The 15,253-nt window shown below is 65.5% G+C and carries 13 protein-coding genes; 4 read left to right on the top strand and 9 right to left on the bottom strand.

Annotation, left to right across the window (positions count from 1 at the left end; translation table 11 throughout):
• The first annotated feature begins 36 nt into the window (after nucleotides 1-36).
• Genes ABIA90_RS24225 through ABIA90_RS24235 form a run of 3 tightly spaced genes read left to right on the top strand, consistent with a single transcriptional unit; the run spans nucleotide 37 to nucleotide 2,782 of the window.
• On the top strand, nucleotides 37-1,083 hold the full coding sequence (locus tag ABIA90_RS24225) for an ABC transporter substrate-binding protein (protein ID WP_354119889.1): 1,047 nt from the start codon (nucleotides 37-39) through the stop codon (nucleotides 1,081-1,083).
• Nucleotides 1,080-1,928: an ABC transporter ATP-binding protein gene (locus ABIA90_RS24230; RefSeq protein WP_354119888.1), complete on the top strand. Its 849-nt coding sequence runs from the start codon at nucleotides 1,080-1,082 to the stop codon at nucleotides 1,926-1,928. Before ABIA90_RS24225 ends, ABIA90_RS24230 begins: the two co-directional genes overlap by 4 nt.
• Before the next feature lie 2 nt (nucleotides 1,929-1,930).
• Nucleotides 1,931-2,782, top strand: a complete 852-nt coding sequence (locus ABIA90_RS24235; RefSeq protein ID WP_063986589.1) for an ABC transporter permease — start codon at nucleotides 1,931-1,933, stop codon at nucleotides 2,780-2,782.
• Between the two features lie 40 nt (nucleotides 2,783-2,822).
• Here ABIA90_RS24235 and ABIA90_RS24240 read toward each other — a convergent pair whose 3' ends face one another.
• The 8 genes from ABIA90_RS24240 to ABIA90_RS24275 form a co-directional block, all read right to left on the bottom strand.
• Entirely contained in the window at nucleotides 2,823-4,070 is a 1,248-nt protein-coding gene (locus ABIA90_RS24240; RefSeq protein WP_354119887.1) for a class I SAM-dependent RNA methyltransferase, read from the bottom strand.
• Nucleotides 4,063-4,797: a TlyA family RNA methyltransferase gene (locus ABIA90_RS24245; protein ID WP_354119886.1), complete on the bottom strand. Its 735-nt coding sequence runs from the start codon at nucleotides 4,795-4,797 to the stop codon at nucleotides 4,063-4,065. The genes ABIA90_RS24240 and ABIA90_RS24245 overlap by 8 nt, the downstream gene beginning before the upstream one ends.
• Nucleotides 4,798-4,831: 34 nt before the next feature.
• On the bottom strand, nucleotides 4,832-5,386 hold the full coding sequence (locus tag ABIA90_RS24250) for a nucleoside 2-deoxyribosyltransferase (protein ID WP_354119885.1): 555 nt from the start codon (nucleotides 5,384-5,386) through the stop codon (nucleotides 4,832-4,834).
• A gap of 37 nt (nucleotides 5,387-5,423) precedes the next feature.
• Nucleotides 5,424-7,352: a 1-deoxy-D-xylulose-5-phosphate synthase gene (gene dxs, locus ABIA90_RS24255; protein WP_028148183.1), complete on the bottom strand. Its 1,929-nt coding sequence runs from the start codon at nucleotides 7,350-7,352 to the stop codon at nucleotides 5,424-5,426.
• A 589-nt stretch (nucleotides 7,353-7,941) separates the two neighbouring features.
• Entirely contained in the window at nucleotides 7,942-8,193 is a 252-nt protein-coding gene (locus ABIA90_RS24260) for an exodeoxyribonuclease VII small subunit (protein WP_008132970.1), read from the bottom strand.
• A 68-nt stretch (nucleotides 8,194-8,261) separates the two neighbouring features.
• Nucleotides 8,262-9,191 (bottom strand): histone deacetylase family protein, encoded by a 930-nt coding sequence (locus ABIA90_RS24265; protein ID WP_085401274.1) that lies wholly within the window; start codon nucleotides 9,189-9,191, stop codon nucleotides 8,262-8,264.
• Between the two features lie 135 nt (nucleotides 9,192-9,326).
• Entirely contained in the window at nucleotides 9,327-10,985 is a 1,659-nt protein-coding gene (locus tag ABIA90_RS24270) for a bifunctional metallophosphatase/5'-nucleotidase (protein ID WP_354119884.1), read from the bottom strand.
• A 143-nt stretch (nucleotides 10,986-11,128) separates the two neighbouring features.
• Nucleotides 11,129-11,884, bottom strand: a complete 756-nt coding sequence (locus tag ABIA90_RS24275) for an enoyl-CoA hydratase-related protein (protein ID WP_166088224.1) — start codon at nucleotides 11,882-11,884, stop codon at nucleotides 11,129-11,131.
• A gap of 302 nt (nucleotides 11,885-12,186) precedes the next feature.
• On the opposite strand from ABIA90_RS24275, the gene ABIA90_RS24280 reads away from it, so the two are divergent.
• Nucleotides 12,187-13,422: an MFS transporter gene (locus ABIA90_RS24280; RefSeq protein ID WP_354119883.1), complete on the top strand. Its 1,236-nt coding sequence runs from the start codon at nucleotides 12,187-12,189 to the stop codon at nucleotides 13,420-13,422.
• Between the two features lie 6 nt (nucleotides 13,423-13,428).
• Here ABIA90_RS24280 and ABIA90_RS24285 read toward each other — a convergent pair whose 3' ends face one another.
• Nucleotides 13,429-15,207 (bottom strand): acyl-CoA dehydrogenase family protein, encoded by a 1,779-nt coding sequence (locus tag ABIA90_RS24285; protein ID WP_354119882.1) that lies wholly within the window; start codon nucleotides 15,205-15,207, stop codon nucleotides 13,429-13,431.
• Between the last annotated feature and the right edge of the window lie 46 nt (nucleotides 15,208-15,253).

Here is a 15,253-nt window from a genome sequence, read left to right on the forward strand (position 1 = left end):
AACGGATCGATCAAACAAGAATCAAGGGAGGAGCAGATGAACATCACCAGGCGCCAGGCGCTGATCGCGGGCTCCACATTGGCCGGCGCATCGATCCTGCCCGGGCAGCTCCGCGCCGAGACCAAGCAGGTATCGCTCGCCTTCGGGCCGGTGTCGCCGGTCTACGCCATCGGCATGATTGCCGAGCTGAAGGGTTACTTCAGGGACGAAGGTCTCGACTCCAAGCTCGTCACCGGTAACGCCGGCACGTTCGGCCGTCAGACGCTGGCGGCGGGACAAGCCCTGTTCGCGCATGGCGATGCCAGCCATCCGCTCCAGCTCAGTGCGCGCGGCAAGCCCTGCAAGATCCTGCTCGCGACCGAGATGGTGTGCTCCTACGCCAACATCGTGGTCCGGCAGGACCTTTACGACGGCGGTATCAATTCGGTCGAGAAGCTCGCCGAGCATAAACGGCCTGACGGCGCCAAGCCGATCGTCGCGGCCACCGCGATCGGGTCGGGCACCTGGGTGTTCGGCACCTATGTGTTCGAAACGCGCGGGCTCGGCGACAGGGTGAACTGGGTCGCCGGCGGCGGACCCAACACGATGTTTCCGTCGCTGCAGACCAAGCAGTTCGACGCCATCATGGCGCCGCCAAGCTGGATCGTCGAGGTCGAGAAGAAGGGCTTTGGCAGGACGATCTACGACACCTCCAAGCCCGGCGTATTCGAGAAGGATTTCGGCGGGACGCTGCCCGTGCTCGTGATCTACACGCTCCAGGACACGGTCGAGCAGGACAAGGCGATGGTGCAGGCCTATGTGAACGCGATCCACCGCGCGATGGCTTTCGTGAAGGCGACGCCGCTGGCGGACGTGCAGGCACTGGTCACGCCGAAATATTTCTCGGGCATCGACCCCGATGCGGTCAGCGCCGAGCTCGGCTTCGACAAATCGACCTGGGCCTATGACGGCGTCATCGACACGTCCTCGTTCGAACGCGGCGCCAAGCCCTGGTACCGCAAGGGAACGGATATTCCCGAGACGAAATACGAGGATGTCGTCGACATCAGCTTCCTCCAGGCGGCGAGGGCGAAATACAAATGATCGCTGCGCCAGGCCCGGGATTCGCGCTCGCGCGAGACGAGGTTGAGAGAGCGGAGGCGCGAACCCGCATCGCGGTGCGAGGTCTCGCCAAGCGTTTCAACGCGTCCGGCCGCGAGTTCGTGGCGGTCGATGACGTTTCCTTCGAGGTCAAGCAGGGCGAGTTCGTCGCGCTGCTCGGTCCGTCCGGCTGCGGCAAGAGCACCATCCTCAACATGGTCGCGGGGCTATTGCCCCGCTCGGGCGGACGCATCCTGATCGATGAGGACGCGGTTGAGCCCGGCAAGGTCAACCCCAGGGTCGGCTATGTCTTCCAGCGCGACACGCTGTTTCCCTGGCGAACCGTGGAGCGGAACATCGGCTATGGGCTGGAGATCGCGGGGCTGCGAAAGGCCGAGCGCGCCGGGCGTGTCGCTTCGGCCGTCGAGAAGGCCGGGCTCTCCGGCTTTGCACAGAGCTTCCCCAGCACGCTGTCCGGCGGCATGCGCCAGCGCGTCGCCTTGATGCGCACGCTGATCATGGAGCCCGAGATCCTGCTGATGGACGAGCCGTTCGGCGCGCTCGACACCCACACCAAGCTCGAGATGCACAAGACGCTGCTGGAGATATGGGAACGCGAGCGGCAGACCGTGCTGTTCGTGACCCACGATCTCGGCGAGGCCTTGACCTTGGCGAGCCGCATCATCCTGCTCTCGGCGCGGCCCGGGAGGCTCAAGGAAGATTTCGACGTCGCCATCCCGCGGCCGCGCGATCCCGTGGACGTGCGCGAGACCGCCGAATTCGGCCGCCTCTACTCTCACATCTGGCATTCCCTCGGCGAAGAATTCCGCCGCACCAGGGCCGAATGATCATGTCCAACAGCCGTAGCGCCGTCCTGTTCTGGCAAGTGGCCATTCTCGTGGTGGTTCTCGTCGTCTGGCAGTGGGGCTTCGAATGGAGCAAGGCGCTGTTGCCGAAGGCCTATGTGCCGAAAATCCTCGATCCGTATTTCGTCGCCAAGCCGTCGTTGATCTGGCAGAGCTTCCTGCGGCTTGGCTGCTTTGCCGATCCCGCCGGCTTCGCCGCCTGCATCAACGGCAACGACAACAATCTGTGGCTCGCCACGCTCGTCACGCTGAAGAACACCTGGTGGGGGTTTCTTTTCGGGTCCGCGAGCGGAATCGCGGCCGGCCTGGTCCTCGGCCGTTCGGACTTCCTTGCCCGCGTGTTCGGGCCCTATGTCGTGGCGCTCAACTCGATACCGCGCATCGCGCTGGTGCCGCTCGTCATCCTGATCTTCGGCCTCGGCGATCTCTCCAAGATCGCCACTGCCTGGCTCGTCGTGTTCTTCGTGGTGTTCTTCAACACCTTCGAGGGAACGCGTGCGGTCGACCGCGACCAGATCGCTGCCGCCCGTCTGCTCGGCGCCAGCGAACTCACCGTGCTGCGCACGGTGGTAATCCCCTCCGCACTGGCCTGGGTGTTCGCGTCGCTGTTGCCGGCCGTGTCTTTCGCGCTGATCGGCGTCATCGTCGGCGAATTCATCGGCGCCGAGCGCGGGCTCGGCAAGCTCATCATCGAAGCCGAGGCGCGCGCCAATGCCAGCGAGATGATGGTCGCCATCTTCGTCATGATGTTCGTCGGAATCCTGTTGGCGATCGCGGTGCGCTCGCTGCAGTCCTACCTGCTGCGATGGCAGCCGCAATTCGAACCGTCGGCATAGCAGTCTGGAAGGGTTCGGACGGTGAGCGGCAGGTAGCGCGTCAGCGCGTGAACCGCGCCACCAATTCCACATGCGGCGTGTGGCGGAACTGATCGACCGGGACCACGGTCTCGATCCTGTAGCCGCCGTCGATGAGGAGCCGGGCGTCGCGAGCGAAGGTTGCGGCGTTGCAGGACACCGCGATCACGACGGGGACCTTGCTCGCAGCGAGTTTCAGCGCCTGCGCCTGCGCGCCCTGGCGCGGCGGGTCGAACACCACGGCGTCGAAGTCGCGCAGCTCCGGCGGCACCAGCGGGCGGCGGAACAGGTCGCGCGGTTCGGCCTTGATCGGCTTCAGCCCGGGTGTGCGCGCAGCCTTCACAAGCGCCGCGACGGCGCCGGCGTCGTTGTCATAGGCGGTGACGCGCGCCTTCTCGGCGAGCCTCAAGGCAAACGGGCCGACGCCGCAGAAGAGGTCGAGAACCTCCTTGGCCTTGCCGACGCGCTCGGCGACGAGCGACGCCAGCGTCTCCTCGCCCGCGACCGTTGCCTGCAGGAACGAGCCGGGCGGCAGTGTCACCTCGGCGCGGCCCATTCGCACCGTCGGAGGCAGGCGTTGCAGCACCAGCTCGCCGTGCCGCGTCAGCCGCGCCAGCCGATGCTGCTCGGCGACGCGCGAAAGCGCCGTGACCAGCGGCGTCGGCAGCGGACCAGAGCCGCGCACGTCGACATCGAGGCCGTTGGCGGTCGCGGTGACCTGGATGTCCAGCGGCTTCGTCACCGCCATTCTGGACGTCAGGGATTCGGCAAGCGCCCAGGCGGCATCGAGCGCACCCTCGAGCCCGGGATCGAGGATCGGGCAGCGATGGATCGGGATGACGTCGTGCGAGCTAGCGGCCGAGAATCCGACCTTGAGGACGTCATGCGTGCCGAACCGGCCGTGCAGCGTGACGCGCCTGCGGCCGGCCCCATGGGCATCGACCAGCGGCGCCACCTCGCAGTCGATTCCGGCCTGGGCCAGCGTCTCGGCCACGATGCCGCGCTTCCAGGCGTGGTACGGCTCAGCCGCCCAGTGCTGGATGGCGCAGCCGCCGCAGATGCCGAAATGCGGACAGAACGGCGCGATGCGATCGGGGCTGGCGACATCGACCGCGAGCAGCTTGCGGCGGTCGGGATGGTTGCCGGCGACGTGGTCGACCTCAACGGTTTCGCCGCCAAGCGTGTAGGGCACATAGACGGCATCGCCCGCAGCGAGCGAGACGCCGTCGCCGCGATGGCCGACGTGATCGATCCTCACGCGCTCAACCACGGCGCGCGCCCAGGAAGAATTCGATATTGCCGTCACCGCCCGTGATCGGGGAGGGGAACACCTCGATGTCGGTGCAGCCGAGCGAGGCGGCGAAGACCGCGATGTCGTCGCAGATCTGCTGATGCACGGCGGCGTCGCGGATGATGCCCTTCTTGTTGTGCTTTCGATCGGCCTCGAACTGCGGCTTGATCAGTGCCAGCAGGCTCATCGGCGCCGCTGCCAGTGACAGCGCCACGGGCAGCACCGTCTTGAGCGAGATGAAGCTGACGTCGATGACGACGACGTCGGGCCGCGCTGGCAACCGTTTGCCGTCGTAGCTGCGGATGTCGGTCTCCTCCATCGACACGATCTTGGGATGGTTGCGCAGCGAGGGATGCAACTGGCTGGTGCCGACATCGATGGCGAACACCAGGCTGGCGCCGTTCGCCAGCAGCACCTCGGTGAAACCGCCGGTGGAGGCGCCGACATCGAGGCAGACATGGTCCTCGATCTCGATGGGGTAGCGCTCCAGCGCGCCTGCGAGCTTGACGCCGCCGCGCGAGACATAGGGATGCGCAGGCTCGGCCTGGATCACCGCGTCCTCGGCGATCGTCTCCGAGGGTTTGGCGACCTGCTTGTCGTCGGCGGTGACGAGCCCGGCCTCGATCGCCGCGCGCGCCCGCGCCCGGCTCTCGAACAAGCCGCGTTCGACCAGCAGAACATCCGCACGCTTGCGGGCAGGGGACATCGGATCTCCGGAGGCGACTGAAGCGTCGAAGCGTCTATGTAGCGATCAATCGCGCGGCCGCCATCCGGACGCAAGTCTCGAACGCGGCCAGATCGTGCCAGACGTCGATCGGCATCTGCGCCGGCGTCACCAGCGGGCAGCCGTGCAGCTCCAGCGCATGGATCATCATGAGGTTGTCGACGAGGCCAAAATCCTCGACCGTCAGCCCCTGTGCATCGACCAGCCGTCCGTCCTCGGAGGTCACGTCAATGAAGCGGCCGACGCGGTCGGCATAGATGGCGCCGTCGTTGGAATAGGCCAGGCAAAACTTGCGGCGGCCGGCCATGTAGCCGAGCTCGTAGACGGTGCCGGGGTCGGCGCCGGCACCGCGGAACGGGGTGAGGTTGGCGATGATGGCATCGGCTTCGTCCATCATCGCCTCGTTGCCGCAAAAGATCTGCCGCGAGGCGTCGGGCGAGGTGAGATCGATGGCGTTGTCGAGGGGATAGAGGCCGGTGAGCCCATGCGCAGCGCAGATCACGGCCTTTTGCCGGCCGATCTCAACCGCATCCGGCAGGAACACGTCGGGCCCTGCCAGATAGATTTTCATGAAGGTCGCGCTGGTTCGCGAAGGTCGAAGCTCGCCGTCAGGCGAGCTTGACCGTCTCGGTCTTGACGTCCTTGCCCAGCGCCTCGAACACCTTGGCGACGATGCCCTTGGCGTCGAGACCGGCACGGCCGTACATCGCGGCCGGCGTGTCGTGGTCCTGGAACACGTCGGGCAGCACCATCGAGCGGAACTTGACCATGCCGCCGTCGAGCGCGCCCTGATCGGTCAGGTACTGCGCGACATGCGAGCCGAAGCCGCCGACCGAACCTTCCTCGATCGTGATCAGGATCTCGTGGTCGCGGGCGAGCTTGAGAACCAGCTCGGTGTCGAGCGGCTTCATGAAGCGCGCATCGGCGATCGAGGTGGAGAGGCCGTGGGCGGCGAGTTCGTCGGCCGCCTTCTCGCATTCGGCGAGGCGCGTACCGAAGGAGAGCAAGGCGATCTTGCTGCCCTGGCGAATCATGCGGCCCTTGCCGACCTCGAGCGGAACGCCGACTTCGGGCATCTCGATGCCGCGGCCTTCGCCGCGCGGATAGCGCAGCGAGCTCGGACGGTCGTCGATCGCGACCTGGGTCGCCACCATGTGCACGAGCTCGGCTTCGTCGGCCGCGGCCATGATCACCATGTTCGGCAGGCAGCCGAGATAGGCGTTGTCGAACGAGCCGGCATGCGTCGCGCCGTCGGCGCCGACGAGGCCGGCGCGGTCGATGGCGAAGCGGACGGGCAGGTTCTGGATCGCGACGTCATGCACGATCTGGTCGTAGCCGCGCTGCAGGAAGGTCGAGTAGATCGCGCAGAACGGCTTGTAGCCCTCGCTCGCAAGACCGGCGGCGAACGTCACCGCGTGCTGCTCGGCGATGCCGACGTCGAAGGTGCGGTCCGGGAAGGCCTTGTTGAAGATGTCGACGCCGGTACCGGACGGCATCGCCGCGGTGATGGCGACGATCTTGTCGTCCTTCTGCGCTTCCTTGACGAGGCTCTGGCCGAACACGTTCTGGTAGGCCGGCGCATTCGGCTTGGCCTTGGCCTGGGTGCCGGTCGCGACGTCGAACTTGACGACCGCGTGATACTTGTCGGCGGACGCTTCCGCCGGGCCGTAGCCCTTGCCCTTCTGCGTCACGACGTGGACCAGGATCGGGCCGGTCTCCATGTCGCGCACGTTCTTCAGCACGGGCAGCAGATGGTCGAGGTTATGACCATCGATCGGGCCGACGTAATAGAAGCCGAGCTCCTCGAACAGCGTGCCGCCGTCCATCATGAAGCCGCGCGAATATTCCTCGACGCGGTTGGCGCGGTTGGCGATGATCTTGGGCAGGCGCTTGTTGATCTGCTTGGCCGCATCGCGCAGCGTGCGATAGGTCTTGCCGGAGTAGAGGCGCGACAGATAGGCACTCATGGCGCCGACCGGCGGCGCGATCGACATGTCGTTGTCGTTGAGGATCACGATAAGGCGCGAGTTCATGGCGCCGGCGTTGTTCATGGCTTCATAGGCCATGCCGGCTGACATCGCGCCGTCACCGATGACGGCGATAACGTTGTTCTTGCCGCCGGAAAGGTCGCGCGCGACCGCCATGCCGAGGCCGGCGGAAATCGAGGTCGAGGAATGCGCCGCGCCGAACGGATCGTAATCGCTCTCGCTGCGCTTGGTGAAGCCGGACAGGCCGCCGCCGGTGCGCAGCGTGCGGATGCGGTCGCGCCGGCCGGTGAGGATCTTGTGCGGATAGGCCTGATGGCCGACGTCCCAGATCAGCCGGTCGCGCGGCGTGTCGAAGACATAGTGGATCGCGGTGGTGAGCTCGACCACGCCGAGGCCGGCGCCGAAGTGACCGCCGGTCACCGAGACGGCATCGATGGTCTCTTGCCGCAGCTCGTCGGCGACCTGGCGAACCTGCTCGATCTTGAGCTTGCGCAGGTCATCCGGCGTATGGATGGTGTCGAGAAGCGGCGTTTTACTGTATGCGTTCACGGCGATTTCCAATTTGTCAGCGCCGGAAGATCGTTCCGGTGCGCGATGGGTTTGCACAATATCGGCGCAGCGCGAGTCCTTAAACCGTCGGAGCCACCTGCATGGGGCACGGCCCCGTCTTCAAGCTTAGGTGAGCTTAGGTGCGCTCCGGTTCAGTCCCTGTGATCCCTGTCACTTAGATCGGCTTCGTCCGTCCCAGCCAATTTCATTAGCAGTTTGAAGCGCTTGTCGTCGGTAATTTGTGCCCACGCAAGGCTTGCAAAAAGCCACACTCCGCGCAGCTTTACACCAAAGCTTGGGCCAAAGCCAACCCGCAGGGTCGTTTAGGGGTATGCACCTGCAACCCGCGGGCCAGCTTGGTTAATCCTGGCGCCGGCGGATGGGTTCCAGTCTTGCCCGGTTCCTCGCCTGCATTTTGGGCGAGAGGAAGGCCGTTTTGGCCAGATTCGCGAGCCCGAGAGGCCCTGGCCGGGGGAACTCTTCGATGTCAGTGCCTGGCCGCCGAGGGCTGTAAGCCCAAACAGCGGCGTGCGATCATGAAAAACTGCAGATGGCCGATGCTTGAGGCGGGCGGCTTGAAACGGGGACCTTACTGCACGTCGAGCGGTGCGGTGCCGGTGGCCTGGCCGCTGGCATCGGTGGTGATCTTGTCGACGCGTGCCTCGGCTTGGCGCAGCAATTCCTCGCAGCGGCGCTTCAGCGCCTCGCCGCGCTCGTAGATCGTCACGGATTCCTCGAGCGGCACCTTGCCGTCCTCGAGCCGCTTCACGATGGTTTCGAGCTCCTCGATGGCGCGTTCGAAGGTGAGCCTGGAGACGTCGACTTGGGTATTTTCGGCCATATCCGTTTCCGATTGCCCGCTTCACGTGAGAAAAAGCGCAGTTTTGCGGGCGTAATGTGGCGGGTGCGTCAAGCGCCCATCAGGGCGCCGACATGCGCCGTAACAGATTCTTTCAATCCTTGCAGGTCATAGCCGCCCTCGAGCACCGAAACAATGCGGCCCCCTGCGGACTTGTCGGCAAGGTCCATCAGCTTGCGCGTGACCCAGGTGTAGTCCTCCGCGCGCAAATTCAGCGAGGCCAGCGGATCGCGGTAATGCGCATCGAAGCCCGCGGAGATGACGAGAAGCTCGGGGCTGAATTTTTCGAGGCGCGGCAGGATCAGTTGCTCGAACGCGGCGCGGAATTCTGGTCCGCCGTCTTCGGAAGCGAGCGGCGCATTGACGATGGTGTCGTGGTCGCCGCGCTCGCCCTTCGCGCCGGTACCCGGAAACAGCGGCATCTGATGCGTCGAGCAGTACATCACGGTCTGATCGGACCAGAAGATGTCCTGCGTGCCGTTGCCGTGATGCACGTCGAAATCGACGATGGCGGCGCGCTGGATGCCGTATTTGCGCTGCGCATGACGCGCGGCGATCGCGGCATTGTCGAAGAAGCAGAAGCCCATCGGCTTGCCGATCTCGGCGTGATGTCCGGGCGGGCGCACCGCGACGAAGGCGTTGCGATGCTCGCCATTCATCACCGCTTCGGTCGCAGCCACCGCGCCGCCGACGCCGCGCATCACCGCTTCCCACGTGCCTGGTGACATCGAGGTGTCGCCGTCGATATAGACCTGACCGCTGGTCGGCGCGATGTGGCGCAGCTCGGTGACGTAATGCTCGTTGTGGCACAGCGTCACGAGATCGAGATCGCCTTCCGGTGCCAGGTCGCGCGCCAGGAACTGGAAGCGTTCCTGCGACAGCGCTTCCTCCACCGCCCGCAGGCGGTCGGGCCTTTCAGGGTGTCCTGGCGGCGTGACGTGGTCGAGGCAGGCCTTGTGGGAGAGGAGAAGCGTGCTCATCAGGTCGGCCTCACAGGGAACGGGCTCTTGACGTCGCTTGGCGCATCCCGAGCCAAAACGCAAATGCAAAACGCAATCTAAGCGCTTGGGCGGGGATGGCAAAGGGTGGTTCCGGACAAGTCCGTTTGATCCGGATCAATTCACGCGCAGGATGCGCGTGGGCGGCAGCGGACCGATCGGTCCGTGTGCCCTGAAGAAGGCGAACAGCGCGTCCGCATCGTAGGCGCCATATTGCTGCGCTGTGCCTTGTTTGGCGGCCGTAAAACCGTCGCCGCCGACGGCGAGGTAATCGTTGACGGTGACGCGGTAGCCGCTCCCGGGCTCGATCGGCTTGCCGTTGAGCGTCATCTTCTCAAGGCTGATTCGCTCGCCGAACGGTTTCGTCGCATCCCAGGTGTAGCTGAATCCGTTCGAGACCTGGAGAATCCGCGGGCGCTTCGGATCGAGCCATTGCTGCTCCAGCATGTCCTTGAGCTGGCTGCCCCTGAGCGTCATCGTAACGAGGCGATTGCGGAACGGCTGGCTCGCGAACAGTTCGCCGAACGACACCGCGCCGTTCTCCTTCGGAACAATGTCGGTGCGGATGCCGCCGGGATTGGTGAGCGCGATGACAGCGCTGCCATCCTTGGCGTCCTTCGTCGCGGCGAGCTGCGCGTCCGCGATGACGTCGCCGAGCGCGCTCTCGCCGGCCTCGTTCGGCACGCGCGACAGCGTCTGCGTCACCGATCCGGCCGGGCGATTCGCAATCGGTGCCGACAGCTTGTCATAGGCTTCGATCAGGGCGGTCTGTTCGGGATCCTTCGCCAGCGAGGCATTGGCAACGATGACGTTCTCGGCTTTGGCGCTGACGATGTCGCGGGTTACGGGATCGAGCTTGAGGTCGATCGCGGTGACCAGCGTGCCGTATTTGTCGCCGCTGGTGACGAGCCGCCCGTCGATGTCGCAGACATAGGCGCGGTGGGTGTGGCCGCTGACGACGACGTCGACGGCGCGGTCGAATTTCTTGACGATGTCGACGATCGGCCCCGTAATGGCAGGGCATTCATTGTAGTCGCCCGAGGGCTCGCCACCCTGGTGGATCAACACCACGATCGCCTCGACGCCACGCGCCTTCAGCTGCGGCACCAGCGCGTTCACCGTCTCGGCCTCGTCGCGGAATTCGAGCCCGGCAATGCCTGAGGGCGAGACGATGCCCGCGGTCTCTTTCAAGGTCAGGCCGATGAAGGCGACGGGGATGCCCTCGAACTCCCTGATCTCGTAGGGCGGCAGCACGCTCTTGCCGGTCGCGGTCTCGACCGTGGAAGCCGCGAGATAATGGAATTTGGCGCCCATGAAGGGATGCGGCCCCTGGCAGCCATCGACCGGATGACAACCGCCGTTCTGCATCCGCAAGAGCTCGGTCTTGCCCTCGTCGAACTCGTGATTGCCGACCGAGGTGATCGCAAGTCCCATCATCGAGAGCGCCTCGACCGAGGGCTCGTCGTGAAACATTGCCGACAGGAACGGGCTCGCGCCGATCAGGTCGCCGGCGGCAACGAAGATCGTGTTTGTGTGCCCCTCGCGCAGCTGCTTGACCAGCGTCGCCATGTACTCCGCGCCGCCGGCCGCGACCGTCACCTTCTTGCTCTTGTCCTCGGGATCCCCGATCCGGATGCCGCCCGGCGGCGGACGCAGATTGCCGTGGAAATCGTTGATCGCGAGAATGCGCAGCTCGACGGGCGCGGCGGTCTGGGCCGAGGCGGGGAGGGTGGCGAGAGCGAGTGTAAGGACGGTCAGGCGGAGAAAATGTCGCATGGAGCCAGATTAGTCGTTCCGCGCGAAGATTTCACGAAGCTTTCTTCCTTCTCCCCTTGCGGGAGAAGGTGGCGCGAAGCGCCGGATGAGGGGTTGTCTCCGCGAGGTTAGATGTGAGTTCGAGGAGAGAGGGGAAGACCGCCCTACCTCTTCTTCCGGTTTGCAAACGCCTTGAACGCGGCAATCGCCTCGTCCGACTTCAACCGCTCGCCGAACAGATGGGCCTCCTGGTCGATGCGGCGGGTGAGCTCCTCGGGCGCGGCGCGCAGCAGCTTGCGCGAGGCCGCGACCGCCTCGGCCGGCAGCCGGCAGATATCGCGCGCCACCTTGCGCGCCTCGACCTCGGTATGTCCCGGCGAGACCACGGTGTTGACGAAGCCTGCCGCGTGCGCCTCCGCGGCGGTGAAAGTCCGCCCCATCACCAGCATCGCGAAGGCGCGCTGGTAGCCCATCGTGTTCGGCATCAGGAGGCTGGCCGCGCCGACCGGAACGAGCCCGAGATGGATATAGGGCGCGGAGAAGGTTGCGGCGTTCGAGGCGAGCACGTAGTCGCAATGAAACAGCATCACGGTGCCCATGCCGATCGAGGCGCCATCGACGGCCGCGATGATCGGCTTGACGTTGAGGGCGAGCGAATAGAGAAATTTTGCGCCGTCCGACAGCGTCTCGGAATTCGGTTCGGCCTGCAAGAAGTCGTCGATGTCGTCGCCGGCGGTGAACACGCCGGAGCCGCCGGTGATGATCATGCAGCGGATGTCGGGATTGTTCTGCGCGGTGTCGATCGCGCGGCTCATCTCGCGATACATGTCCTGCGTGATCGCGTTCTTCTTGCTCGGGCGGCGCAGGGTGATGACGCGCGTTCCGCGCTCTTCGGTGACGACGATATTGCCATTCGGCATGAGAGCCCCCTGCGGTCGCCGCGACGCTTGCCTTGGCGAGTCTCGCAAGCCTCAGCCTACATCATCTTGCAGGCGTGCCAATCCGCCCGCTCGACCTTTTCGAGAACGTCCCCGTGAGTCCGCCGCATGGCGCGCTGTCGTTTTTCTGATCGGGAACCGCACCGCACCGGATCATGCCGGTTGTATTGCTTCGCACATGCAGTTGCGCATTGCAACAAATGGCTACAATGTTTCATTTGAAAAACCGGGGGTTGTAGGGCACGATTGCCCAATGCCGTTCCATTTGGCCGATTGCTCGATTGATGATTGCCGCAGCGGGCGTTGACGAATCCTCGCTGCGTTATCGCGGCTGGCGCGTCGTGCTGGCCTGTTTCCTGATGGCCTTCTTCATGTTCGGCTTCGGCCTCTATGGCCAGGGCGTCTATCTCGCCGAACTCCAGCGCGCCCATGGCTGGCCGGGCACGCTGGTCTCCGCGGCGAGCACCTTCTCGTTTCTCCTCACCTCCGTGCTCGTCATCTTCACCGACGATCTGCTCGCCCGCATCGGGCTGCGCGCGCTGATCCTGAGCGGCCTGTCGGCGCTCGGCGCCTCGACCGTGCTGCTGGCGCTGATGCAGACGCCCTGGCAGCTTTATCTCGCCTATGCGCTGATGTCGGTCGGCTGGACCGGCATGGGCACCGTGGTGATCGCCACCGTGCTGAACGCCTGGTTCGAACGGCGCCGCGGGCTCGCGCTCAGCCTCGCCTTCAACGGCGCGACCTGCGGCGGCATCGTCCTCGTTCCGCTGTTGTTGTCGCTGACCGGCAGCATCGGCTTCCAGTCCGCCATGCTTGCCGCCACGATGGCGATGGTGGTGCTGGTGCTGCCGGTGGTCGTCATTTTCATCGGCTGGCCGACGCAGATATCGCCGGCATCGGGCGGCCGCTCGTCCGCTGGCATGGCCGCGCCGGCCCATTCCCGCAAGACGCTGCTCGCCAACGCGGCGTTCTGGACCATGGTGCTGCCGATCGCGATCGCCCTGCTGGCACAGATGGGATTCATCATCCACCAGGTGACGTTCCTCGAGCCGCTGATCGGGCGTTATGCCGCAGGCCTTGCGGTCACCATCATGGCGGCGATGGCGGTGGTCGGCCGCCTGTCGCTCGGCCTGTTCGTCGACCGGCTCGATCCGCGGCTCGCCTGCGCGGCGTCGATGACGAGCCAGGCGGCGGCGCTGTTCGTGCTTCTCCAAAGCACGAACCCGACCGTGCTGCTCGTCTGCTGCGCCGTCTACGGCTTCTCGATCGGCAACATGATCACGTTCCCGCCTTTGATCATCCAGCGCGAGATCGGTGCTGCCGCCTTTGCCGCCGCAATGGGACTGGGCACGTCGATCAGCGGCGTCGTCAGCGCCTTCGGCCCCGGCATCATCGGCCTCGTGCGGAGCTTCACCGGCAACTACACGATCGCGTTTGCGATATGTGTGATGCTGGATCTCGTGGCGGCGGGAATCGTGCTGTGGCGGCCGGGGAGAAGGGCGAAGCTCGCAGCTTCGTAGCCACCCTTACCCCAGCAACACCGCATCCGCCGCCGCGACCGACTCCGCGCTCTCCGTCACCGTGCGCTCCAGCGCGCCGGCCTGCACCGTGATGTTCTCGGCGAAGAAGCGCGCGAGCGAGACGTAGCGCGCGGCGTCGGTGTTGCCGTCGGACTTGGCGGCGAGCGCCTCGGAGGCCAGCATGCAACCGCCGAGCGTCGAGCCGAACTGTTGCAGATACGGCGTCGCGCCGGCGAGCGCCTCGTTCGGCGCAGATGCTACGCGTTCAAGCAGCCACTTGCTGGTGCGCGTCAGCGCGTCCAGCGCCTCGCGCAGCTTGATACCTGTGGTGCCGAAAGCGGGATCGTTGGAGGCTTCGACCTGCTTCACGGTGGCCGAGAGCTCGTCGAGCAGCGCCCACACCGCAGCGCCGCCATTGGCCGCGAGCTTGCGGGTGACGAGATCGATCGCTTGAATGCCGTTGGTGCCCTCGTAGATCGCGGTGATGCGCGCATCGCGATAATGCTGCGCGGCGCCGGTCTCCTCGATGAAGCCCATGCCGCCGTGCACCTGCACGCCGAGATAGGCGACCTCGTTGCCGATATCGGTGGAATAGCCCTTGGCCATCGGCGTCAGCAGCGCCGCGCGCGCGGCGGCGTCCGCGCGGACCTTCGGATCCTTGGCGCGCGTGGAGACGTCGATCGCGACCGCGGTCGCATAGCAGATGGTGCGTGCGGCCGCAGTCTGCGCCCGCATCCGCATCAGCATGCGCTTGACGTCGGGATGCACGAAGATCGCGTCCGAGCCGTCGCCCGTCTTGCCGATGGCGCGGCCCTGCTTGCGCTCCTGCGCATACGCCAGCGCCTGCTGGTAGGCGCGATCGGCGACGCCGACGCCCTCCAGCCCGACGCCGAGGCGGGCCTGGTTCATCATCGTGAACATGCAGCGCATGCCCTGGTTCTCTTCGCCGACGAGGAAGCCGATCGCGCCGCCATGATCGCCCATGGTCATGGTGCAGGTGGGGGAAGCATGCATGCCGAGCTTGTGCTCGACGCCCGATGCATAGATGTCATTGCGCGCGCCGAGCGAGCCGTCGGCATTGACCATGAACTTCGGCACGAGGAACAGCGAGATCCCCTTGGTGCCGGCGGGCGCATCGGGCAGGCGCGCCAGCACGAAATGCACGATGTTGTCGGTCATGTCGTGCTCGCCATAGGTGATGAAGATCTTCGTCCCCTTGATGCGATAGGTGCCGTCGGCCTGCTTCTCGGCGCGGGTGCGCAGTGCGCCGACGTCGGAGCCGGCCTGCGGCTCGGTGAGCTGCATCGTGCCGGTCCATTCGCCGGAGACGAGCTTTTCCAGATAGATCTTTTTCAGCTCGTCGCTGCCATGCGCATCCAGCGCCTCCATTGCTGACGCCGTGAGCAGCGGGCAGAGGCCGAAGGCGACGTTGGAGGCGCTCCAGATCTCGGTGCAGGCGGCGTTGATCGCGATCGGCAGGCCCTGGCCGCCGAAATCCTCGGGGCCGGAGACCGCGTTCCAGCCGCCCTCGGTCCAGCGCTTGTAGGCGTCCGGCCAGCCCGGCGCAGTCGTGACCTTGCCATCGCTGAGCTTGATGCCGTGCTCGTCGCCGACCTGGTTGAGCGGCGCCAGCACGTCGGTTGCGAACTTGCCGGCTTCCTCCAGCACGGCGCTCACGATGTCGCCGTCGAAATCGCCGTAATGGCCGGCCTCCACGGCAGCCTTGAGGCCGGCGCCATGGTTGAGCGACAGCAGCATGTCTGAGATCGGCGCGCGGTAGGTCATGGCTCACTCCCGTGGACAGGTATTGGCGCCGTATTCCCATGAAACG

The sequence above is a fragment of the Bradyrhizobium sp. LA6.8 genome (assembly GCF_040547935.1).
In the GTDB taxonomy this organism is placed as follows: Bacteria; Pseudomonadota; Alphaproteobacteria; order Rhizobiales; family Xanthobacteraceae; genus Bradyrhizobium; species Bradyrhizobium barranii.